The sequence below is a fragment of the Nonlabens ulvanivorans genome (assembly GCF_032922765.1).
GTDB lineage: Bacteria > Bacteroidota > Bacteroidia > Flavobacteriales > Flavobacteriaceae > Nonlabens > Nonlabens ulvanivorans.
Map to the genome: position 1 here is coordinate 1,920,782 of NZ_CP136694.1, position 22,563 is coordinate 1,943,344.

At 36.0% G+C, this 22,563-nt stretch carries 21 protein-coding genes and 1 riboswitch; of the genes, 18 read left to right on the plus strand and 3 right to left on the minus strand.

Annotated features, from left to right (window positions below):
- Positions 1 to 108: 108 nt before the first annotated feature.
- From msrA to hisIE, 18 genes are all read left to right on the plus strand, one after another.
- Positions 109 to 747 carry a peptide-methionine (S)-S-oxide reductase MsrA gene (msrA, locus tag R1T42_RS08645; RefSeq protein ID WP_317290041.1) on the plus strand — a complete coding sequence of 213 codons (639 nt, stop codon included), beginning with the start codon at positions 109 to 111 and terminating at the stop codon, positions 745 to 747.
- 206 nt (positions 748 to 953) lie between these two features.
- Positions 954 to 2,618, plus strand: coding sequence for an asparagine synthase B (asnB, locus tag R1T42_RS08650; RefSeq protein ID WP_317290042.1), 1,665 nt, complete (start codon positions 954 to 956; stop codon positions 2,616 to 2,618).
- Positions 2,619 to 2,805: 187 nt separating this feature from the next.
- Positions 2,806 to 4,218, plus strand: a complete 1,413-nt coding sequence (locus R1T42_RS08655) for an anthranilate synthase component I family protein (protein WP_317290043.1) — start codon at positions 2,806 to 2,808, stop codon at positions 4,216 to 4,218.
- Positions 4,215 to 4,691, plus strand: a complete 477-nt coding sequence (locus R1T42_RS08660) for a hypothetical protein (protein WP_317290044.1) — start codon at positions 4,215 to 4,217, stop codon at positions 4,689 to 4,691. The genes R1T42_RS08655 and R1T42_RS08660 overlap by 4 nt, the downstream gene beginning before the upstream one ends.
- Positions 4,691 to 5,257, plus strand: a complete 567-nt coding sequence (locus R1T42_RS08665; RefSeq protein ID WP_317290045.1) for an anthranilate synthase component II — start codon at positions 4,691 to 4,693, stop codon at positions 5,255 to 5,257. Before R1T42_RS08660 ends, R1T42_RS08665 begins: the two co-directional genes overlap by 1 nt.
- Before the next feature lies 1 nt (position 5,258).
- Positions 5,259 to 6,254, plus strand: coding sequence for an anthranilate phosphoribosyltransferase (trpD, locus tag R1T42_RS08670; RefSeq protein ID WP_036580197.1), 996 nt, complete (start codon positions 5,259 to 5,261; stop codon positions 6,252 to 6,254).
- A 47-nt stretch (positions 6,255 to 6,301) separates the two neighbouring features.
- Positions 6,302 to 7,105 (plus strand): indole-3-glycerol phosphate synthase TrpC, encoded by an 804-nt coding sequence (gene trpC / locus R1T42_RS08675; RefSeq protein WP_317290046.1) that lies wholly within the window; start codon positions 6,302 to 6,304, stop codon positions 7,103 to 7,105.
- Between the two features lie 17 nt (positions 7,106 to 7,122).
- Positions 7,123 to 7,740, plus strand: coding sequence for a phosphoribosylanthranilate isomerase (locus tag R1T42_RS08680; RefSeq protein ID WP_317290047.1), 618 nt, complete (start codon positions 7,123 to 7,125; stop codon positions 7,738 to 7,740).
- On the plus strand, positions 7,737 to 8,912 hold the full coding sequence (trpB, locus tag R1T42_RS08685) for a tryptophan synthase subunit beta (protein WP_317290048.1): 1,176 nt from the start codon (positions 7,737 to 7,739) through the stop codon (positions 8,910 to 8,912). Before R1T42_RS08680 ends, trpB begins: the two co-directional genes overlap by 4 nt.
- A 9-nt stretch (positions 8,913 to 8,921) precedes the next feature.
- Positions 8,922 to 9,686, plus strand: coding sequence for a tryptophan synthase subunit alpha (gene trpA, locus R1T42_RS08690; RefSeq protein ID WP_317290049.1), 765 nt, complete (start codon positions 8,922 to 8,924; stop codon positions 9,684 to 9,686).
- Between the two features lie 290 nt (positions 9,687 to 9,976).
- Positions 9,977 to 10,843, plus strand: a complete 867-nt coding sequence (gene hisG / locus R1T42_RS08695) for an ATP phosphoribosyltransferase (protein WP_317290050.1) — start codon at positions 9,977 to 9,979, stop codon at positions 10,841 to 10,843.
- A complete protein-coding gene (hisD, locus tag R1T42_RS08700; RefSeq protein ID WP_317290051.1) occupies positions 10,843 to 12,138 on the plus strand; it encodes a histidinol dehydrogenase in 1,296 nt (431 codons plus the stop codon). The genes hisG and hisD overlap by 1 nt, the downstream gene beginning before the upstream one ends.
- Before the next feature lie 35 nt (positions 12,139 to 12,173).
- Positions 12,174 to 13,331, plus strand: a complete 1,158-nt coding sequence (locus tag R1T42_RS08705) for a pyridoxal phosphate-dependent aminotransferase (RefSeq protein WP_317290052.1) — start codon at positions 12,174 to 12,176, stop codon at positions 13,329 to 13,331.
- 118 nt (positions 13,332 to 13,449) lie between these two features.
- The gene (gene hisB / locus R1T42_RS08710; protein ID WP_104515716.1) at positions 13,450 to 14,559 is read left to right on the plus strand and encodes a bifunctional histidinol-phosphatase/imidazoleglycerol-phosphate dehydratase HisB; all 1,110 of its coding nucleotides are present in this window, start codon (positions 13,450 to 13,452) and stop codon (positions 14,557 to 14,559) included.
- Positions 14,556 to 15,152, plus strand: a complete 597-nt coding sequence (hisH, locus tag R1T42_RS08715; RefSeq protein ID WP_104515717.1) for an imidazole glycerol phosphate synthase subunit HisH — start codon at positions 14,556 to 14,558, stop codon at positions 15,150 to 15,152. Before hisB ends, hisH begins: the two co-directional genes overlap by 4 nt.
- Position 15,153: 1 nt before the next feature.
- Positions 15,154 to 15,867, plus strand: coding sequence for a 1-(5-phosphoribosyl)-5-[(5-phosphoribosylamino)methylideneamino]imidazole-4-carboxamide isomerase (gene hisA, locus R1T42_RS08720; RefSeq protein ID WP_317290053.1), 714 nt, complete (start codon positions 15,154 to 15,156; stop codon positions 15,865 to 15,867).
- Complete coding sequence (gene hisF / locus R1T42_RS08725; RefSeq protein WP_317290054.1) at positions 15,864 to 16,688, plus strand: imidazole glycerol phosphate synthase subunit HisF; 825 nt, start codon at positions 15,864 to 15,866, stop codon at positions 16,686 to 16,688. Before hisA ends, hisF begins: the two co-directional genes overlap by 4 nt.
- 147 nt (positions 16,689 to 16,835) lie before the next feature.
- The gene (gene hisIE / locus R1T42_RS08730; protein ID WP_317290055.1) at positions 16,836 to 17,492 is read left to right on the plus strand and encodes a bifunctional phosphoribosyl-AMP cyclohydrolase/phosphoribosyl-ATP diphosphatase HisIE; all 657 of its coding nucleotides are present in this window, start codon (positions 16,836 to 16,838) and stop codon (positions 17,490 to 17,492) included.
- 7 nt (positions 17,493 to 17,499) lie between these two features.
- Here hisIE and metF read toward each other — a convergent pair whose 3' ends face one another.
- The 3 genes from metF to R1T42_RS08745 are packed head-to-tail and all read right to left on the minus strand — an operon-like array spanning position 17,500 to position 22,199.
- Positions 17,500 to 18,456 (minus strand): methylenetetrahydrofolate reductase [NAD(P)H], encoded by a 957-nt coding sequence (metF, locus tag R1T42_RS08735; RefSeq protein WP_317290056.1) that lies wholly within the window; start codon positions 18,454 to 18,456, stop codon positions 17,500 to 17,502.
- Between the two features lie 39 nt (positions 18,457 to 18,495).
- On the minus strand, positions 18,496 to 21,198 hold the full coding sequence (gene metH / locus R1T42_RS08740; RefSeq protein ID WP_317290057.1) for a methionine synthase: 2,703 nt from the start codon (positions 21,196 to 21,198) through the stop codon (positions 18,496 to 18,498).
- The gene (locus tag R1T42_RS08745) at positions 21,198 to 22,199 is read right to left on the minus strand and encodes a homocysteine S-methyltransferase family protein (RefSeq protein ID WP_317291861.1); all 1,002 of its coding nucleotides are present in this window, start codon (positions 22,197 to 22,199) and stop codon (positions 21,198 to 21,200) included. The genes metH and R1T42_RS08745 overlap by 1 nt, the downstream gene beginning before the upstream one ends.
- Before the next feature lie 238 nt (positions 22,200 to 22,437).
- A riboswitch (SAM riboswitch) is annotated at positions 22,438 to 22,546 on the minus strand.
- Positions 22,547 to 22,563 lie beyond the last annotated feature (17 nt).

Consider the following 22,563-nt stretch of genomic DNA (forward strand, 5'->3'; position numbering starts at 1 on the left):
AACGTATAGAAATCCCTTATCTAATGATAGATAAGGGATTTTTTATTTAACGAGTTTTTAATACAACTATTTTCTTCAAAAAGTATTTTTACTTGAAACAAGTAAACCATGAAACTGATAAGTACCATAATATTAATATTTATTGCCTCAACCTGTAATACACCAGTTGAAAAAAAGGCAAAGCAAAAAGAAATTTTACCCGTAGAAGTAAACACTCAAGACGGATTAGAAAGAGCATACTTTGCTAGTGGTTGTTTCTGGTGTGTAGAAGAAATATATGAAAGCGTTCAAGGTGTCCAAGAAGCTATCTCTGGATATAGCGGTGGCAACACTGAAAATCCTACTTATAGAAACCATGCAGATCATGCTGAAGCAAATGAAATAATTTACGATCCAGAAACTGTAAGTTTTAAAACTTTAGTAGATGTTTATTTTGCCTCACAAAATATAGAGCAAGTAAATGGTCAAGGTCCAGATATAGGTGAATCCTACCGAAGTATTGTTTTCTATCAGAATAATGAGCAAAAGAAAATTATAGAAGATAAAATTACTGCCCTAACTAACGAAGGCTATAAAGTAGCTGCTGAAGTAAAAGCTTTTCAAAAATTCTGGATTGCTGAAGAATACCATCAGGACTATGCAAAACTGCATCCTAATCAAGGCTATATACAAGGTGTATCAATTCCAAGGTGGAGAAAATTTGCCTCTAAAATGCCAGATGTTATTAAATCTTCAGTTAGACATTAAGACCTATTACAAATCCTACGCAAGTATTAATTGTAACAGAAATTTGTTTGCTAAAAGATTTTTTTTACATTTACAGAGTTATGATAAAAAACAATAATATCAGATTTAATAATAATTCTTTACTCACGTAAGGTAGTATCTGGTATTTTAAAAAATTCAAAAGGTCTACTTCACAGTAGACCTTTTTTCATTTAAACAATTTAGTTATGTGCGGAATAGTAGGGATGTTTCAGCTGAAAAAAGACAGCCAAGACCAACGAGAAAAAATCTTAGAATTATCAAAAAAATTAAGACATCGAGGACCGGACTGGTCAGGTATTTATTGTGGTAGTAATGCAATACTTGCTCATGAACGATTAACCATTGTAGATCCACAATCAGGTGGTCAACCGTTATATAGTCCAGATGGTAAAGTAGTACTTGCCGTAAATGGAGAAATATACAACCATCAAAAAATACGTGACCATTATAAAGATTCTTATGAATTCAAAACTAAAAGTGACTGCGAGGTCATATTAGCTCTTTATCAAGATAAAGGTATAGACTTTATGGATGAGCTTACCGGTATGTATGGTTTTGCTCTTTATGATAGTGAAAAAGACGTTTTCCTATGCGCAAGAGACCATCAAGGAATCATTCCTCTCTATCATGGTACAGATGAATTAGGGCAATTTTATGTCGCTAGTGAACTTAAAGCTTTAGAAGGCACCTGTAATCAAATCAGCCCATTTCCGCCAGGACACTACTATTATAGTGAAGATGGCAGCTTTACAAAATGGTATGATCGCGAGTGGAAAAGTTATGATTCAGTAAAAGAAAACAAAAGCTCTGTCGCTGAACTTAAGAAAGCAATGGAAGATTCTGTTCATAGACATTTAATGAGCGATGTACCATATGGTGTGTTACTTTCTGGTGGATTAGATAGTTCTATTGTAAGTGCTGTTGCAAAAAAATATGCCGCAAAGCGTATAGAATCAGGTGATAACAAAGAGGCTTGGTGGCCTCAATTACATTCATTTGCCATAGGTTTAGAAGGAAGTCCTGATCTAGCAGCAGCACAAGAAGTTGCAGACCATATAGGTACCGTGCATCACAGTGTCAACTTCACAATTCAAGAAGGTCTAGACGCAATAAAAGACGTAGTTTATTTTCTAGAAACCTATGATGTTACTACCATTAGAGCATCCACACCTATGTATCTTCTTGCACGAGTTATTAAATCTATGGGAATTAAAATGGTTCTATCTGGTGAAGGTAGTGATGAGATTTTCGGAGGTTACTTATATTTTCACAAAGCACCTAGTGCAGAAGAATTTCATAAAGAAACCGTGCGTAAACTAGATACACTACATCTATATGATAACCTAAGAGCAAATAAATCTCTTGCAGCATGGGGAATTGAAGGTCGCGTTCCGTTCTTAGATAAAGAATTTATGGATGTAGCTATGAGACTCAACCCTAAAGATAAAATGTGTGGAAATGGAAAAATGGAAAAACACATTTTAAGAGAAGCGTTTGAAGATGATCTACCTAAAAGTGTCGCTTGGAGACAAAAGGAACAATTCAGCGATGGCGTTGGATACAGCTGGATCGATACCTTAAAAGAAGTCGTAGAAGATGTGGTGACTGATGAAATGATGAAGGCAGCTCCATTTAAATTTAAAATCAATCCGCCGCAAAATAAAGAAGAGTATTACTATCGTAGTATTTTTAGTGAACACTTCCCTAGCGATACTGCCGCAAACTGTGTACCTTCTTTAAAATCTGTAGCCTGCTCGACACCTGTTGCATTAGAATGGGATGAAGCTTTCAAAAACATGAATGACCCATCAGGTCGAGCAGTAAGTGGTGTACATGATGAAGGTTATTAAAAAAATGTTAGATACTTGTAGGTTTGAAAATGCCTACTTACATTTACAACCTCTATGAGAAACACAAATCATACTTGGTGGTGGAATGATACAGCTCAACAGCCGTAAAGTCACCCGTATGTTTATATAACAAAAAGGTCTGCTTAACGGCAGACCTTTTTTATTTTACCCATTTTTAGAACTTATAATGCAAAAACATAAAGCAAAAACTACACAAAAATCCATATTAGCAGATATGCTTACACCTGTAGCTATATATATGCGATTACGTGATAAATATCCAGGCAGTATATTACTAGAAAGTAATGAGTATGGTGAACGCAGTAATAGTTATTCATTTATTTGTTGTAATCCGATAGCGCAGTTTTCAGTTACAAACACAAGCATTGAAAGTCAGTATCCAGATGGTTCAAGCGAGCAATCTTCTTTCAATTCAAGTTATGATCTTGCTGCTGGACTTACGCAATTTAAAAACTCCTTCTCACATACAGATTCTGATTTCCCATTTCCTAATCATGGGCTTTTTGGATATTTAGGCTATGATGCTGTTCAATTATTTGAGTCTTTAGAATTTCGCTTTCGCGAAAGCGAGAAGAACATACCTCTTGCTCATTATCAAGTTTTTCAAAATGTAATGGTTTTTGATCACTACCATAATCAACTTCATGTTTTTGAACACTTATATGATGGAAAAAAACCTAAAATAAATGAATTACTAAGCGTCATTAAACATAAAGATGTCGCTCAATATAGTTTTAATACAACTAATGATGAAACATCAGAGATGAGTGATGATGATTTTAAAAAGCTAGTTGAAAAAGGGAAAGAACATTGCCGTCGTGGTGATGTTTTTCAAATAGTTTTATCTCGCAAATTCTCTCAAGATTTTCAAGGTGATGATTTTAATGTTTATCGTGAATTAAGAGCAATCAATCCTAGTCCTTACTTATTTTATTTTGACTATGGTAATTTTAGAATATTCGGTTCTTCACCAGAGGCGCAATTAATTATCAAAGAAAATCACGCCAGTATACAGCCTATTGCTGGAACCTATAAAAGAACTGGAAATGACAGTGCAGACTTAAAAGCTGCCGAAGACTTAAAGAAGGATCCTAAAGAAACTGCTGAACATGTGATGCTAGTAGACCTAGCTCGTAATGATTTGAGTAGACATGCTAGAAATGTTGCGGTGACTGACTATCAAAATATACATTTTTACTCTCACGTGATTCATATGGTTAGTAAAGTGACTGGATTAATTAATGAAGAGGATAAAATACAGCTTATAGGGGACACTTTTCCTGCTGGAACTTTAAGTGGAGCGCCTAAATATAAAGCCATGCAACTTATTGATACATATGAAAACTCTAGTCGCAGTTTCTATGGCGGTGCTATAGGATATTTAGGATTTAATGGTGATTTTAATCACGCCATTATCATACGTAGTATATTATCACAAGGCAAAACTCTTAACTTTAGAGCCGGCGCAGGCGTTGTTGTACATAGTAACATAGATGACGAGACACAAGAAGTATATAATAAAACTAATGCCTTAAGAAAGGCCATAAATCAAGCAACTCAAAACCACTCAACAAAATGAAAATAAATATTCAACTACTTATCTTATTTACTTTAATTGTAACTGGATGCTCTACTAATCCTGTATTGTTAGATGTAAAACCTACGGAGGATATGACAAGACTAAAAACCGAAAATCTTACTGATTTTGAAATTATTAAGAATGACGATATTAAATATCTCACACCTACAGAGATTTTTAACTCGATCTCCGTTAGCTATAGAATAGGTGTGACATTGGGATTTAAAAATGATTTTTATATCAAAACGATGCTTAAAAATTTCACCACTAAAGATGGATACAGAACGGAACTTGTGCTACGCAGTTATGACAGTAAAGACCAATTATCAGATGAGCTTGTGCTCGCTAGAACAGATAATGACACTATTTTTTCAGGTAAAGTTTTTAAAGATCTTACTATCCAAAAAATGGTTAATAATGTAGAAACAAATTACACCATAGATTCAAAAGGTAAATTTCAAATTATTAAATAATGAAAAGTATTCTTCTTATAGATAATTACGACTCCTTCACCTTCAATCTGGTTCATTATTTAGAGGATTTAAATGTAAAAGTAAAGGTAGTTCGCAACGATAAAATTACACCTGAAGAGTGTGTCAATTACGATGCTGTCGTTCTATCTCCTGGCCCAGGAATTCCTAGTGAAGCTGGCAATTTGTTACCTATCATTGATTTTTTGAAAGATAAAAGACCACTTTTAGGTATTTGTTTAGGTCATCAGGCCATTACTGAAGTTTTTGGTGGAGAGATTATAAATCTAGATAAAGTATATCACGGTATCTCTACTAACATGACACATAACGGTAATGAGATATTTAATCATATCGACACTAATTTTGATGCAGGGCGATACCATTCTTGGGCTGCACAAAATAGCAGTTTTCCAGATGTTCTAGAAATAACCGCAACTGATGAAAACGGTCAAATCATGGCTCTTAAACATAAAGAACTACCTATTTACGGATTACAATTTCACCCAGAAAGCATTATGACTCCGCAAGGAAAACAAATGCTTAAAAACTTCATAGACACTTTGTAGTATGAAAGAGATTCTAAACGAATTATTTAATCATGGGACGCTTTCGCGAAAGCGTGCTTATGATATCCTAACTGCCATAACTAGCGGAACTGTAAACGATGCGCAAATTGCAGCATTCCTAACTGTTTATGGCATGCGCAGTATCACTGTAGAAGAACTGGCAGGTTTTAGAGATGCTATGTTAGAACAAGCAAACCTTATTGACCTAACAGAATTTAATCCGATAGATTTATGTGGTACTGGTGGTGATGGAAAAGACACTTTTAACATAAGTACCCTAGCTAGTTTTGTAACTGCTGGTGCAGGTGTACCTGTTGCAAAACATGGTAATTATGGAGTGAGCTCAGTAAGTGGTTCTTCTAATGTTATGGAACATCTAGGATTTGTATTTACAAATGATCATGATATTCTTAGAAAACAAATAACTGAGGCTAACATTACTTTCTTACATGCACCGCTGTTTCATCCGGCGATGAAGGCTGTTGCTCCTATTAGAAAGCAATTAGGTGTAAAAACCTTCTTTAACATGTTGGGACCATTAGTAAATCCAGCAAAACCTAAATTACAAAGCGTAGGTGTTTTTAATTTACAACTAGCCCGTAATTATGAATATCTTTTTCAGTCAGAAACAGATAAAAAATATGCGATACTACATGCACATGAAGGATATGATGAAGTAAGTCTTACAGGAAAAGTGCGCATGGCTAAAAATAATGGAGTGAGCGATCTATCGGCTAGTGATTTTAATATGAAACCTTTAAAACAATCAGATATTTATGGTGGTGATACTGTAGAAGATGCTGCATTGATTTTTATGAAAGTACTTGAAAATAAAGCGACCGATGCACAAAAGAATGTAGTCATCGCTAATGCCGCAACTGCTATATCAGTAGCCCAAGATATAAATCTTAAAAATGCAGTCGTTGCTGCGAGAGCATCTTTAGAAACTGGTAAAGCCCTAGAAAGTTTTCAAAAACTTATGGAGCTTAAAGCTTAATACAATGATCAATTCATAATTCAAACAAGAGTACAATTTCAGGTATAATGGAAGATATCCTAAAGAAAATAACTAATCAAACTGCTCAAGATCTAAAAGCAAGAAAGGCTCAAGCTCCTCTATCAGACTTGAGATCTATGGAGGCTTATTCTCGTAAACCAGTTTCACTACATGCAAGTTTAAAGAATGGTAGCGGTATCATTGCTGAACATAAGAGACAAAGTCCTAGCAAGGGCTCTTTCCATTGCCCAGCGAGCTTACAGGAAGTCGTTAAAGGATATGAAAATGCCGGTGCAAGCGCCATTAGTTGTTTGACTGACGAGCCATTTTTTGGTGGTACGTTAGACGATTTACTAGAAGCAAGATCACAAGTTAATATACCTATCCTGCGCAAGGATTTCATGATTGACTTATATCAAATTCATGAAGCCAAAGCCTATGGAGCAGACGCTATTCTACTAATCGCAGCATGTTTAAATAACGAAGAATTAAAAACCATGTCCCTAGAGGCTATAAATCTAGGTCTTGAAATTCTTTTTGAAGTTCATGATTTAGAAGAATTGAATCGCATTAAAGAGGTAACCACTTCTTTGAATACGTCTAAGTTTGTGATAGGAGTTAATAATCGTGATTTAAAAAGGTTTAAAACTGATATTCAGAATAGTAAAAATCTTTTACCACATTTTCCAGAAAATGTTCTTGCTATATCAGAGAGCGGTATCTCAGATCCTGAAATAGTAAAAGAACTTAAAACTTTAGGCTTTGAAGGTTTCTTAATAGGCGAAAATTTCATGAAGACAGACCTACCAGGAGCAAGTTGCGAGCAATTTATAAAAGCTATAAAGTCATGATGATTAAAGTATGCGGTATGCGCGATATAGAAAACATCAACCAGTTACAAGAATTGGATATTGATTTCATGGGAATTATACGATACTCAAAATCAAAGCGCTTTGTAGATGACATTCAAAAGGAAAAAGTTGCCCTACAAACCATGAATAAAGGTACTGTAGGTGTTTATGTGAATGAGACTTTTGAAAAAATATTGCAAGATGTGATTCCTTTGCAACTAGACGTTATTCAATTACATGGTGATGAGAATCCCGCTTTCGCGAAAGCGTTACTAGAAATAGATATTAAGATATTTAAAGCATTTCAAATCAAAGAAGAATTTGATTTCGATAGCTTAAAAGAATGGGAAGAGCTTGCCGCACAACATGTTGGTAAACTCTTTTTCTTATTTGATACGGCCACACCTAATTATGGTGGTAGCGGTAAGAAATTTAACTGGTCTATTCTCGACTCTTATAAAGGAGAAGTTCCCTTTTTATTAAGCGGTGGAATATCAATAGATGATGTTGCAATAGTAAAAGATATTAAACATAAGATGTTTTTAGGTGTAGATCTCAATTCAAAATTTGAAACTGCGCCTGGCGTTAAAAACATAGAAGAAATAAAAACATTCATAGAAAAGTTAAGAAAATGAGCTATCAAGTAAATGAGAAAGGGTTTTATGGAGAATTCGGTGGTGCATTCATTCCAGAATTGCTCTATCCTAATATTGAAGAGCTACAAGAGAACTATCTAGCGATTGAAAAATCGCCAGAGTTTCAAGAAGAGTTTCATCAATTACTCAAAGATTATGTAGGTCGTCCTACTCCATTGTTTCTGGCAAAGAGGTTATCTGCAAAATATGGAGCAGAAATCTGGTTGAAACGTGAAGATTTATGTCATACTGGTGCTCATAAAATTAACAATACCATTGGTCAAATTTTACTTGCAGAAAAGCTAGGTAAAAAAAGGATCATTGCAGAGACCGGTGCTGGGCAACATGGTGTGGCAACAGCAACCGTTTGTGCATTAAAAGGTCTAGAGTGTATTGTTTACATGGGTGAGAAAGATATCAAACGTCAAGCACCTAATGTCGCACGTATGAAAATGTTGGGTGCAGAAGTTAGACCAGCAACAAGTGGTTCTAAAACTTTAAAAGATGCAACTAACGAGGCGATGCGCGACTGGATCAATAATCCAGAAGACACTCATTATATTATTGGTTCTGTAGTTGGACCTCATCCATATCCTGATATGGTGGCACGGTATCAATCCGTGATTTCTGAAGAGATCAAGAAGCAAATGGATGGTTTACCAGATTATGTCATTGCTTGTGTAGGTGGTGGCTCAAATGCAATGGGCGCTTTCTATCACTTTTTAGATTATAAAGAAGTAAAATTAATAGGAGTTGAAGCGGCTGGATTAGGCGTTGATACAGATAAAACTGCTGCAACTTTAACTCTAGGAACTCCAGGTGTATTGCACGCAAGTCGTTCTATAATGATGCAAGATAAAGACGGACAGGTTGTAGAACCTCATAGTATAAGTGCAGGATTAGACTATCCTGGAATTGGACCAGCACACGCATGGTTAAAAGTATCAGATCGAGCACAATATATGGCTGTAACTGATGCTGACGCACTCATCGCTGCCGTAGAATGCAGTCGTCTTGAAGGAATTATTCCTGCTCTAGAAACTGCTCATGCCTTTTCTGTTTTGAAAGATCTAGACTTAAAACCTACTGATCGTGTAGTAATTAATTTATCCGGTCGTGGTGATAAGGATATGAATACTTATATGGAAGAGTTGAATTTGAACGCATTATAGAACTTGAAGATGAATAACAAACTCACAGAATTACTTAAACACAAGCCTGAAAACTTGTTGAATATATTTTTTACCGCTGGGTATCCTCAATTAGAAGACACCACTACTCTACTGACTGCTTTAGAAAATGCAAAAGTAGATTTAGTAGAAATAGGGATTCCTTTTAGTGATCCACTGGCAGATGGACCTACCATTCAAGAAAGCAGTAAAATCGCTTTAGAAAATGGTATGTCTATTGAAAAGTTATTTTCTCAATTAGAAGATCATACTCCTATAATTCCTGTTTTATTGATGGGATATTTGAATCCTGTGATGCAATATGGATTAGAGAAATTTTGTAAAAAATGTCAAGAAGTAGGTGTTGACGGATTAATAGTTCCAGACTTACCTATGTATGTTTATCAAACTGAATTTAAAGAGATCTTTGAAAAATATAACATTAGTAATATTTTCTTAGTGACACCACAGACTTCAGAAAAGCGCATTAGAGAAATCGACGATAATTCTAATGGATTTATATATGCTGTAAGCTCTGCGAGTACTACTGGATCTAAGACAGACTTTTCTGCAGCAGCAGATTATTTAGGAAAACTTAAAGAAATGGATTTAAAAACTCCTATTCTAACTGGCTTCAATATTAAGAATCAACAAAATTTTCAAGATGCTTGTAAATATGTGAATGGCGCGATTATAGGCAGTGAATTTATTAGACAAATCACCAATGTAGATGACATCTCACAAGCAGCTGCTAGTTTTGTATCAAGTATTAAATAATCATGTCATTAAACGCTAAACAAAAAGTGATAGACTTTTAAATTAAAGTTAAATCCTATTAAAAAAGTAGGATTAATTTTCGTCATTCAAAATTCAGACTTATGTTTGTACTGCAATGAAAACAAAAAACCTACATCATCATCATTTAACTTACCGTCAGGCGAGATAAAAATGTATTGATGTAATTCAAACATATTTTAAAAACCGTCTGTTTCAGACGGTTTTTTTATTTCCAATAATTTGGGGTAAAAAAGGTTTGTAAGCAGCTTAAATAACATTCTCAAAATAGAATGGCAACAAAAATTATGATCAGAATAGCAGTACAAAAATCAGGAAGACTATCAGATAAATCTTTGCAACTCTTAAAAGATTGCGGAATTAAATTTGACAATGGTGGTCGTAAATTATCTACACAGGCAAAAAATTTCCCGATGGAAATTCTTTTCTTAAGAGATGACGATATACCACAATACGTAGCAAATGGTGTTGCAGATCTTGGTATTTTAGGACTTAATGAAGTAGAAGAAAAAGATCAAGAAGTAGACGTGATCAAGCAACTAGGTTTTGCAGGCTGTCGTTTAAGCCTTGCTGTTCAAAAAGATGTAGATTATCCTGGACTAGAATGGTTTAATGGTAAAAAAGTAGCGAGTAGTTATACCACCATCGTTAAAAAATTCTTTGCAGAAAAAGGAATCAACGCAACAACAGAAGAAATAGGTGGCTCTGTAGAGATTGCTCCAGGTATAGGACTTGCAGAAGGTATTTGCGACATCGTTTCTACAGGATCAACTCTTATCATGAATGGTCTTAAGGAAGTCGAAACAGTAATGTATAGTGAGGCTGTTTTAATCTCTAATCCTAACTTAAGCATAGAGAAGAAAGAAATCCTTGACAAGCTAACGTTCAGAATAGACGCTGTGCAAAATGCACAAAAAAGTAAATATATCTTATTGAATGCGCCCAATGATAAGATAGAAGAAATATCTGCCTTGTTACCTGGAATGAAAAGCCCAACCGTTTTACCACTAGCTGAAGAAGGATGGTCTAGCTTACACTCGGTAATTGAAGAAAATGATTTCTGGAATGTCATCGACCAATTAAAAGATGCTGGTGCTCAAGGAATCTTAGTGAGTCCAATTGAAAAATTAATTGCGTAATGAAAATTATATCTAACCCAGATTACTCTCAACAACAAGAGTTATTAGAACGTCCTCAACAAGAACGTGCTAATGTAGAAACTGCAGTAACAGATATTATACAGCTGGTTAGAGAAAATGGTGACCAGGCGTTATATGCTTTTGCAGAAAAGTTTGATCAAGCTAAGCTTACTAACTTAAGAGTTACACAGGAAGAAATAAGCGACGCAGCAACTAAAGTTTCACCAGAATTAAAAGCAGCAATTCAAACCGCTTTTCAAAACATTTATAAATTTCACGAGGCTTGTTACACTCAGGATTATCCTGTTATAGAAACCATGCCTGGCATGACCTGCTGGAGAAGATCTTTACCTATTCAAAAAGTAGGCTTATACATCCCTGGCGGCTCTGCTCCTCTTTTTTCTACCGTTTTAATGCTAGCCATTCCTACCAAGATTGCTGGCAATAAACGTGTCGTTCTTTGCAGTCCTACAGACTCAAATGGAGATATAAATCCAGCCGTATTATACACTGCTAGTCTTTGTGGAGTTACTGAAATCTATAAGGCAGGTGGCGCACAAGCCATTGCTGCCATGACTTATGGAACTGAAAGTATTCCTGCGGTAGATAAAATCTTTGGTCCTGGAAATGCTTTTGTAACTAGAGCAAAAGAACTCGCACAACAGCAAGGTGTTGCTATCGATATGCCTGCTGGACCATCAGAGGTTTTAGTTATTGCAGATCAAGAAGCAAACCCAGTATTTGTAGCAGCAGATTTACTAGCACAAGCAGAACATGGACCAGACTCTCAAGTTATTCTATTAACTGATTCTATTACTCTAGCAGAGGCTGTAAATGAGCAATTAAGTATTCAATTAAGTACGCTTTCGCGAAAGCAAACAGCAGAAAAAGCTATGGAGAATAGTAAAACTATCGTTCTAGAAAGTATAGCAGAATGTATCAAATGGTCTGACGCTTATGCACCAGAACACTTGATCATAAATGCAGAAAATGCTGATGATGTAGCGGAGCAAATTCAAGTTGCCGGATCTATTTTTATAGGTTCATATACTTGCGAGAGTTTAGGTGATTATGCTAGTGGTACTAACCACACATTACCTACCTATGGATATGCGCGTAATTATAGCGGCGTGTCAGTAGATAGTTTTGTAAATAAAGTGACCTATCAAAAAGCAACACCACAAGGTTTAAAAAACCTAGGACCAGTCGTTGAAATAATGGCTACTGCCGAAGGTCTTGATGCGCACAAAAATGCGGTGAGTGTACGATTAAAAGAAATTGAGAATTATAATTAAGCGATTCCGCTTTATAGCGGAATGACAGAATAAAAATGGAATTTAACTTAGAAAACATAGTCCGCAAGAACATTTGGAATTTGAAGTCTTATTCTAGTGCTCGCAGTGAATTTGATTTATACGGCAGCGATAAAAATGAGCTGACTTTATTAGACGCAAATGAAAATCCTAAGGGAGATTTAAATCGTTATCCAGACCCTTTGCAGTCTTCTATAAAAGAAGAACTTGCAAAACAAAAAGACATTTCGCCAGATCAAATATTTGTAGGGAATGGTAGTGATGAGGCTATTGATTTACTATATCGCATTTTTTGTGAACCAGGAAAAGACACAGTAATTACTTGTCCACCTACTTATGGAATGTATGAAGTTAGTGCAGCGATTAATGATGTAGAGGTTTTGAAGATTCCGTTAAGTGAGCGTTTTGAATTAAATGTAGATGCCATTCTTGATGAGATTTCCGCCTGCGCGGAAATAAAGCTCCTGTGGATTTGTTCTCCTAATAACCCTACTGGAAATGTACTGCTCAAAGCCGATTTAAAACACGACTGGCAAGCACAAAATTACACTCGCGGCGGAATGATGGACATGCCGTTTGCCCCAGAGTTTGAAGCAGAAATGTTAGAAAATCAACGACAGCTAGATCGTTTGTTCGGTAACTTCAATGGTATTATCGTAGTAGATGAGGCTTATCAAGATTTTACGGAGAACATGAGTTTCATAAAACGACTAGAAGATTATCCTAATCTTGTGGTGTTACAAACCATGTCTAAGGCTCATGGTATGGCTGGTGCAAGAGTAGGATTTGCGTTTGCTTCTTCAGAAATTATTGAATTATTCAATAGAACAAAGCCGCCATATAACGTAAATGAATTGTCTCAAAAAGCAGTTCTAGAAGCGTTACAAAACGAAGAAAAAACAAAAACTGAAATACAAGAAATTATCAATAACAGAGGTTTTCTTGTGGAACACTTAAACAGTTTTGATTTTATAAAAGAAGTATATCCTAGTGAGGCAAATTTTGTACTTGCCAAAGTAGAAAATGCTACACAAGTTTATAATTACCTACGTGATAAAGGTATTATTATACGTAATCGCAGCAGTCAGATTGAAGACACCTTGCGATTTACCGTTGGGACGATGATGGAATGTAAAGCGGTAATTACTGCGTTGCGAGAAATTAAAGAGAATTAGATGAATTAAAACCGAAGCTGTTCTTCAATAGTTTAAAAATTATAAAAGAGTCATCGTTGATGGCATTTAATCAAATAAAGTCGATTGCGGGAAGAGGTTTCCGCCTTCGCGGAAATACATGAAAAAAGTATTATTTATAGATCGCGATGGTACCATCGTAAAAGAGCCACCAGTAGATTATCAACTAGATAGTTATGAAAAGTTAGAGTTCTTGCCTGTGGCGATTACTCAGCTACATCGCATCGCTCGTGAGTTAGATTATGAATTAGTTATGGTGACTAATCAAGATGGATTAGGAACGGATAGTTTTCCAGAAGACACCTTCTGGCCAGTGCATAATTTAATGATGAATGTTCTAGAGAATGAAGGGATTAACTTCAGTGAAGTTTTAATAGACCGTTCATTTCCTGAGCAAAATGCACCTACTCGTAAACCACAAACTGGTTTATTGACGCATTATATAAAAGGTAATTACGACCTTGAGAATAGTTTTGTAATCGGTGATCGCAATAGCGATATGCAACTGGCTAAGAATTTAGGCTGTAAAGGAATACAGCTACCTAGTATTACTGACGACTCTACTTTTGAAGACGAACTAGTAGTTCTTAAAACAGAATCTTGGAAAGAGATTTTTGAATTTTTAAAAGGACAACCTCGCAAGGTCACGGTAAGCCGTAAAACAAATGAAACCGATATCAACATCGTTTTAAACCTTGACGGTTCTGGAAACGGAAAAATAGATACCGGTTTAAAATTCTACGATCACATGCTAGAGCAGTTACAACGTCACGGCTCATTAGATTTAGATATTAAGGTAAATGGCGATCTTGAAATAGATGAACATCACACTATTGAAGACACGGCGATTGCTTTAGGTGACGCTTTCGCGAAAGCGTTATCCTCAAAAAAAGGAATCAATAGGTATGGCTTCTTGCTACCTATGGATGACTCGCTAGCACAAGTAGGAATAGACTTCGGTGGTAGACCATGGATCGTATGGGAAGCAGAATTTAAACGTGAATATGTGGGCGATATGCCTACAGAATTGTTCTTCCACTTCTTTAAATCATTCAGCGATGCGGCAAAATGCAATCTGAACATGAAAGTAGAAGGTGATAACGAGCATCACAAAATAGAAAGTTTATTTAAAGCGTTTGCAAAAGCGATAAAAATGGCGGTAAAACAAACTGGTGATGGTAAATTACCGAGTACAAAAGGAACTTTATGATTGCCATTGTAAAATATAACGCAGGTAATATAGGAAGCGTCACTAATGCGCTCAACAGACTAGGAATAGAGAATAAAGTAACTGACGATCCTGAAGAATTAAAGGCGGCAGACAAAGTTATTTTCCCTGGCGTAGGAGAAGCTGGTACCGCGATGAACTATTTGCGTGAACGTGGACTAGATCAAGTCATAAGAGAATTGAAACAGCCTGTGCTAGGAATATGCTTAGGAATGCAATTGATGTGCAGCCACAGTGAAGAAGGTGATACAGAATGTCTAGGGATTTTTGACACTACCGTAAAGAAATTTCCGGCTACCGAAGGAATGAAAGTGCCTCACATGGGATGGAATAGTTTAAATACTGAAGTTGTTGATCAACAATCTTCCATCTTGCAAGGCTTACAACCAGCAGCAGATGTATATTATGTACACTCGTACTATGCTGAAGTTTGCGAAAACACAGTTGCGGCTTGTGATTATATTTTGCCTTTCAGTAGTGTCTTGCAAAAAGACAATTTTTATGCAACACAATTTCATCCTGAGAAAAGTGCTGGAATAGGTGAGCAGATATTAAAGAACTTTATAGAATTATAGTATGCGTATTATACCAGCAATAGATATTATAGACGGTAAATGTGTACGTCTATCACAAGGCGATTACAACCAAAAAACGGTTTATAATGAAGACCCACTAGAAGTTGCAAAAGAATTTGAAGCAAATGGAATAAAACACTTGCATTTGGTTGATCTAGATGGAGCAAAAAGTAGTCACGTCGTGAACTGGAAAATGCTGGAGCGCATCGCTGGACAGACTGGTTTGCAGGTTGATTTTGGCGGTGGTGTGAAAACTGACGAAGACATAAAGGTCGTATTTGAAAGTGGAGCAAAACAAGTTACTGGCGGTAGTATTGCTGTTAAGGATGCTGCAACTTTTGAAGGTTGGATTTCCAGATATGGAACTGATAAAATCATCCTAGGAGCAGATGCTAAGGATGGAATGATCGCCACACACGGCTGGCTAGAAAGTAGTGAACTAGAAGTGGTAGAATTCATCAAAGAGTGGAATAAAAAAGGAATCGAGTATGTGATTTGTACCGATATAGCAAAAGACGGTATGCTTGCTGGAACTAGTAATGAGCTGTATAAGGAAATCCTTAACACAGCACCAGTTAAATTAATAGCTAGTGGTGGCGTTGCTGTCGTAGAAGATTTATATCGCTTGCGCGAAATGAATTGCGAAGGAGCCATAGTAGGAAAAGCATTCTATGAAGGTAGAATTACATTTAAGGAATTGAGAGAATTTGTATGAGCTTAAAAAAAAGAATTATACCATGCCTTGATATTAAGGATGGACGTACCGTAAAAGGGATCAACTTTGTTGGATTGCGAGATGCTGGTGATCCTGTAGAACTTGCAAAGCAATATGCTGCTCAAGGTGCTGACGAGTTGTGTTTTCTAGATATTACAGCAACTATAGAGAAGCGTGACACTTTAGTACCGCTAGTTCGTGAAATCGCTGCTGTTTTAAATATTCCATTTACTGTAGGTGGCGGAATTAACGACGTAGCTCTTGCCAAAGAAATCATTAAAGCTGGTGCTGATAAAATAGCTATCAATAGTGCTGCCGTAAAAAGACCAGAACTAATTAGTGAACTCGCTGCTGAGTTAGGTAGTCAGTGTATTGTGGTTGCGGTGGATACGAAGCATTCTCACGAAAGTGAGAATCTAGCTGATTCAAAAAGCAAGCCTAGCGAGTCAACAGCAACAGATTTCCACCTACGCGGAAATAAAGTTTATGTAGCTGGTGGACGTGTAGAGACCGAATTAGAAACTATTTCTTGGTGTCAAGAAATTGAAAGATTAGGTGCTGGAGAAATCTTGCTTACCAGTATGGATCATGATGGTACAAAAAATGGTTTTGCTCTAGAACTTACCGATGCCATTTCTAGAAAAATGAGTATTCCTATCATTGCATCAGGTGGTGGAGGAACAAGTGCTCATTTTGAAGAGTTATTTAAAGACACAGAAGCGAGCGCTGGACTTGCAGCGAGTATATTTCATTTTGGAGAATTACCAGTTCCTGAGTTGAAAAAACAGCTTACTGCGTCTGGAGTTGCTGTGAGAAATTAAAATAGGATTGCGATAAAATAAAGTGAAGCTGTCCTTCGACGGCTTGACAAAACAAAAACATCGCGGTGAGAAACTAAAGATTTCTACCTGCGTAAATAAAATCGAAAGTGTTGAATCGAAGAGATTCCCACTTTCGTGGGAACAAATATGAAACTAGACTGGAATAAAGGAGAAAACGGATTATTGCCTGTAATTGTACAAGACGCTACTAACAAAGAAGTGTTGATGTTAGGTTATATGAATGAAGAGGCATTTGAAAAAACTAAAGCTGAAAATAGAGTGACTTTTTACTCACGTAGCAAACAACGACTTTGGACCAAAGGAGAATCTTCCCAAAATTATCTTGATGTGGTGGATATTAAAATTGATTGTGATCAAGATACTATTTTGATTCAAGCAAATGCGCACGGAGCTACTTGTCATACTGGTGCTGTGAGTTGCTTTGATGATTTTGTGAGTACATCTCATGAAAGTGATGGATCCTCAGAGATCCTGAAACAAGTTCAGGATGACAGTTTGATAAACTTTACTATTAAAGATCTTGAAAAAACGATTCACCAGCGTATTGATGATAAAATAGAAAGCTCTTATACCTATTCATTGATTCAAAAAGGGATCAATAAAGTAGCTCAAAAAGTAGGTGAAGAAGCCGTAGAAACGGTTATCGATGCTATCAATGGCACCGATGAAGATTTCTTGTATGAAGCTGGAGACTTAATGTATCACTATCTGGTTTTACTAAAAGCAAAAGGATATTCACTAGCTAATATTGAGAAAGAACTGGCTATAAGGCATTCTAAATAAATTCCATTTAAAACAACTTTTCAGCGATAGCGTTAATGTTATCACTTTTCCCCATTGAATAGTAGTGTAATATCGGGACTCCTGATGCGATTAACTCTTGACTTTGATTAGTACACCACTCTACTCCTAACTGACGCACGGCTTTATTATCTTTACATTTAATCACTTCTCTCACCAGTTCTTCAGGCAGTTCTAGGCTAAAACGATGTGGTATTAAATTAAGTTGCTTACGAGTAGCTAGTGGCTTTAATCCAGGAATTATAGGTACGGTAATTCCAGCAATTCTACACTTATCGACAAAATTGAAAAACTTATTGTTGTCAAAGAACATTTGAGTAACAATATAACTAGCGCCATTTTTAATTTTCTTTTTCAGAAAATGTATGTCACTATCTAAACTAGGTGCTTCCATATGTTTTTCAGGATAACCAGCGACGCCTATACAGAAATCTGTAGTCGCAAGGTTTAATAATTCTTCATCGATATATGTTCCCTTATTTAGATAAGCTATTTGCTCCACTAACTCAGTTGCATATAAATGTCCATCTTTTTCTGGAACAAAATAGGTTTCACTTTTTACAGCATCACCACGCAATGCCATCACATTATCAATTCCTAAGAAATCGAGATCGATAAGAAAATTTTCGGTATCTTCTTTTGTAAAACCACCGCATAAAATATGAGGAATGGCATCCACATTATACCTGTTTTGAATAGCGGCACAAATCCCTACAGTTCCTGGACGTTTACGCACTACTTTCTTTTGTAAATAACCATTTTCTACTTCTTTATAAAGATATTCTTCGCGGTGATATGTCACATCTACAAATGGTGGTTTGAACTCCATTAAAGGATTCATTTGCTCAAAGATTTGACTAATATTTTGACCTTTTAAAGGTGGTAATATTTCAAAAGAAAATTGTGTTTTACCTTTTGCATTCTCTATATGCTCTAGTACTTTCATATTATAGTTGCACTCTGCGTGCTTGTATTATTTGATAATTTAATCAGCAATGTTAGGTGCTAACCATTTAGTTGCCTTTTCTAGCTTGATTTTTTTGCGTGATGCGTAATCTTGTACTTGATCTTCTTTTATTTTTCCAACTCCAAAATATCTAGCTTCAGGACTTGCAAAGTAATATCCTGATACAGAAGCTGCTGGCCACATTGCTAGTCCATCGGTAAGCTCTACTCCTATGCGTTCTTTGACTTGTAATAAATCCCAGATAGTTTCTTTTTCAAGATGATCAGGACAAGCTGGATAACCTGGTGCTGGTCTTATTCCTTTATAAGATTCTTTAATTAAAGCTTCGTTATCTAAAGATTCATCGCTAGCATAGGCCCAATGTGTTGTACGTACTTTTTTATGTAAATACTCTGCAAAAGCTTCAGCAAGTCTGTCTGCAAGTGCTTTTATCATTATGCTGTTATAGTCATCATTATCCTCTTCAAATTGTTTTGCAAGCTCATTTGTACCAAATCCTGTTGAAACACAAAAAGAACCTATATAATCTTGAGTACCGGTTTCTTGTGGCGCTATAAAATCAGCTAATGCTATGTTAGGTCGTCCTGCCGCTTTTTTACTTTGTTGTCTTAATGTATGGAATCGTACTGATTTTTGAGACTGATGCAATGGATTATCTTTAGGCACTTGAACTAGAACATCATCGAAATCGATACTGTTTGCTTCAAAAACTCCGAAAACTGCTCGAGCAGTCAACCACTTTTCATCAATGATTTTTTCTAACATTTCTCGCGCATCAGCAAATAATTCTGTGGCTTGTGTTCCTACTATCTTATCCGTAAGAATATTTGGGTATTTACCATGAAGATCCCAACTTTTAAAAAATGGAGACCAATCTATATATTCTTCTAAAAGTGATAAATCTAGATTCTCAATAACTTGAATTCCTGTTTGAACTGGTTTTGAAATAGTCTTTGCAGCTGTTTTCCAATTGATTTTAAACTTATTTGCTCTTGCTTCTTCGATAGTGCAAAAATCTTTTTTCTTCGTTCTGCTTAAAAATTGTGTTTTAAACAGTTCATATTCATCTCTAATATTCTGTTTGAAATCGTGATTATCTTTTTGTAATAAATCACCAACAACCGTTACTGCTCTAGATGCATCATTGATATGTACTGCTGTATGACTATAATATGGTGCGATTTTCACGGCAGTATGAGCTTTGGAAGTAGTTGCTCCACCTATTATTAGTGGAATGGAAAGATTATTTTTCTCCATTTCTTTAGAGAGATGAACCATTTCATCCAGCGATGGAGTAATAAGTCCACTAAGACCTATTATATCTACATTTTCTTTAATCGCAATTTCTATGATACGTTCTGGCGGCACCATAACTCCTAAATCTATAATTTCATAATTGTTACATCCTAGAACTACACTTACTATATTCTTACCTATATCGTGTACATCTCCTTTTACAGTTGCCATTAAGATTCTACCAGCAAATGATTGTTTACCGTCTTTTAATTCTTCAATAAATGGTTGCAAATAAGCTACAGCTTTCTTCATCACTCTTGCAGACTTCACTACTTGCGGCAAGAACATTTTACCACTACCAAATAAATCGCCTACCACATTCATACCTGTCATTAAATGTCCTTCAATGACATCAATAGGTGCGCAAGATTGCAATCGTGCTTCTTCTACATCTTCTATGATAAAAGCATCTATTCCTTTAACCAGTGCATGCGTGATACGCTCTTGTAATGGTTCATTGCGCCATTCTTGAATAGTTGCGGTAACTTCTTTAATTATTCCTTTAAGTGACTCAGCAAATGTGACTAAAGCCTCCGTAGCATTATCGTGTTTATCAAAGAGTACATCTTCTACCTTTTTTAATAACTCAGGTTCTATCTGATCATAAATCTCTAGCATTGTAGGGTTCACGATTCCTAGGTTCATTCCATGTTGAATGGCATGATATAAAAAAGATGAATGCATTGCCTCGCGCACGGTATCATTCCCTCTAAAAGAAAATGACACATTACTAACTCCACCAGAAACATTTGCATAAGGCAAATTTTCACGAATCCATCTAGTAGCCTTAAAAAAATCTATCGCGTTACGACGATGTTCATCCATACCGGTTGCCACTGGAAATATGTTAGGATCAAAAATGATGTCCTGAGCAAGAAAGCCCACTTCATTTACTAAAATATCATAACTACGTTTACATATATCAATACGTCGCTGGTAAGTATCTGCCTGACCGTTTTCATCAAAAGCCATTATGATAACTGCGGCACCATAACGTTTCACAAGTTTTGCTTGATATTTAAAATTCTCTTCACCTTCTTTAAGACTTATAGAATTTACAACACATTTACCTTGAACAACTTTAAGTCCAGCTTCTATGATTTCCCATTTTGAACTATCTATCATCACAGGAACTCGAGCTATGTCTGGTTCACTAGCAATAAGATTTAAGAACGTAGTCATGGCATAAACACCATCTAGCATTCCTTCATCCATATTCACATCTATGATTTGTGCACCACCTTCAACTTGATCTCGTGCCACTGCAAGTGCTTCTTCATACAATTCTTCTTTAATAAGGCGCAAGAACTTACGAGAACCAGTAACATTTGTGCGTTCTCCTACATTTATAAAGTTAGATTCTGGTGTAACCACTAAAGCTTCTAATCCAGATAAAGTGAGGTATTTATGATTAGTATATGACATTAGATACTTGTGTTTAAAATTCTAGGTTTGTAACATGATGCAACTTGTTCAATGGCTTTTATATGTGCTGGACTGGTCCCACAGCATCCACCTATTATATTGATGATTCCATCTTCTAAATAGGATTCTATATAGGATTGCATTTGCTCTGGTGATTCATCATACTCGCCAAAAGGGTTAGGCAGTCCAGCATTAGGATGTGCAGATGTATAAAACTGTGTTTCTTTAGAAAGTCTTTGTAAATATGGTTGTAATTGTTGCGCACCTAGCGCACAATTAAACCCTACGGATAATAGTGGAATATGTGATACAGATGTTAAAAAAGCTTCAACCGTCTGACCCGAAAGTGTCCGTCCAGAAGAATCTGTTATAGTACCTGAGACCATAATAGGAATATTTACACCACGTTCTTCCTTGACTTCTTCAATCGCAAAAAGAGCAGCCTTTGCATTAAGTGTATCAAAAATGGTCTCTACCAGTAAAACATCACAGCCTCCATCTATTAATGCTTCTACTTGTTCTTTATAAGCAATGCGCAGTTCATCAAATGTAACTGCTCTATACTCAGGTCTATTAACTTCTGGCGATAAACTAGCAGTGCGATTAGTAGGACCTATACTACCTGCAACAAACCTAGGTTTCTCTGGTGTTTTTAAAGTAAACTCATCAGCAACACGCCGTGCAATTTTTGCACTTTCATAATTTAATTCATAGACTAGATCTTCCATTCCATAGTCTGCCATTGCTATGCTTGTACCAGAAAAGGTGTTAGTCTCTACTATGTCCGCACCAGCTTGATAATACTGTTCGTGTACACGAGCAATCGCATGCGGTTGAGTGAGTGATAGTAAGTCGTTATTACCTTTAAGTGGTGAAGGATAATCAGCAAAACGCTCGCCACGATAATCTTCTTCAGTAAAATTATATTGCTGGAGCATAGTTCCCATTGCCCCATCTAGGATTAGGATTTTTTTCTTTAAGTTTTCCTCAATTGTGGACATCATAGATCAGTGTGTTTAGTACAAATTTGAATTTAAGAATGATGCAACACCGCTTACTTAACCATAATTCAATTGAATTATAGCAAGCTGGCAGATCTATAAAAAGTAAAAGTCTATTTACAAATGGCATCTTCTAGATTTAAAAAAATCCAATGCAAAACACGCGACCTGAGTCTGGTGAATTTAAAAAAAATGTAATCTAGAAAGATGCATTAATATCCATATGGATATTAACGTTTGGTTATCTATCAATCACAAATGTGATGTAGAATGTAGCACCTTCTATGGCTGGCATAGGGTTGCTAAGGTTTCAACGGGTCTATTCCCTCAACCTTTCTTGATAACAAGTCAGTAAGTCATTGAA

Coding starts and splice junctions, on each gene's coding strand:
- msrA (WP_317290041.1), top strand. CDS start 109: ATGAAACTGATAAGTACCATAATATTAATATTTATTGCCTCAACCTGT.
- asnB (WP_317290042.1), top strand. CDS start 954: ATGTGCGGAATAGTAGGGATGTTTCAGCTGAAAAAAGACAGCCAAGAC.
- R1T42_RS08655 (WP_317290043.1), top strand. CDS start 2,806: ATGCAAAAACATAAAGCAAAAACTACACAAAAATCCATATTAGCAGAT.
- R1T42_RS08660 (WP_317290044.1), top strand. CDS start 4,215: ATGAAAATAAATATTCAACTACTTATCTTATTTACTTTAATTGTAACT.
- R1T42_RS08665 (WP_317290045.1), top strand. CDS start 4,691: ATGAAAAGTATTCTTCTTATAGATAATTACGACTCCTTCACCTTCAAT.
- trpD (WP_036580197.1), top strand. CDS start 5,259: ATGAAAGAGATTCTAAACGAATTATTTAATCATGGGACGCTTTCGCGA.
- trpC (WP_317290046.1), top strand. CDS start 6,302: ATGGAAGATATCCTAAAGAAAATAACTAATCAAACTGCTCAAGATCTA.
- R1T42_RS08680 (WP_317290047.1), top strand. CDS start 7,123: ATGCGCGATATAGAAAACATCAACCAGTTACAAGAATTGGATATTGAT.
- trpB (WP_317290048.1), top strand. CDS start 7,737: ATGAGCTATCAAGTAAATGAGAAAGGGTTTTATGGAGAATTCGGTGGT.
- trpA (WP_317290049.1), top strand. CDS start 8,922: ATGAATAACAAACTCACAGAATTACTTAAACACAAGCCTGAAAACTTG.
- hisG (WP_317290050.1), top strand. CDS start 9,977: ATGGCAACAAAAATTATGATCAGAATAGCAGTACAAAAATCAGGAAGA.
- hisD (WP_317290051.1), top strand. CDS start 10,843: ATGAAAATTATATCTAACCCAGATTACTCTCAACAACAAGAGTTATTA.
- R1T42_RS08705 (WP_317290052.1), top strand. CDS start 12,174: ATGGAATTTAACTTAGAAAACATAGTCCGCAAGAACATTTGGAATTTG.
- hisB (WP_104515716.1), top strand. CDS start 13,450: ATGAAAAAAGTATTATTTATAGATCGCGATGGTACCATCGTAAAAGAG.
- hisH (WP_104515717.1), top strand. CDS start 14,556: ATGATTGCCATTGTAAAATATAACGCAGGTAATATAGGAAGCGTCACT.
- hisA (WP_317290053.1), top strand. CDS start 15,154: ATGCGTATTATACCAGCAATAGATATTATAGACGGTAAATGTGTACGT.
- hisF (WP_317290054.1), top strand. CDS start 15,864: ATGAGCTTAAAAAAAAGAATTATACCATGCCTTGATATTAAGGATGGA.
- hisIE (WP_317290055.1), top strand. CDS start 16,836: ATGAAACTAGACTGGAATAAAGGAGAAAACGGATTATTGCCTGTAATT.
- metF (WP_317290056.1), bottom strand. CDS start 18,456: ATGAAAGTACTAGAGCATATAGAGAATGCAAAAGGTAAAACACAATTT.
- metH (WP_317290057.1), bottom strand. CDS start 21,198: ATGTCATATACTAATCATAAATACCTCACTTTATCTGGATTAGAAGCT.
- R1T42_RS08745 (WP_317291861.1), bottom strand. CDS start 22,199: ATGTCCACAATTGAGGAAAACTTAAAGAAAAAAATCCTAATCCTAGAT.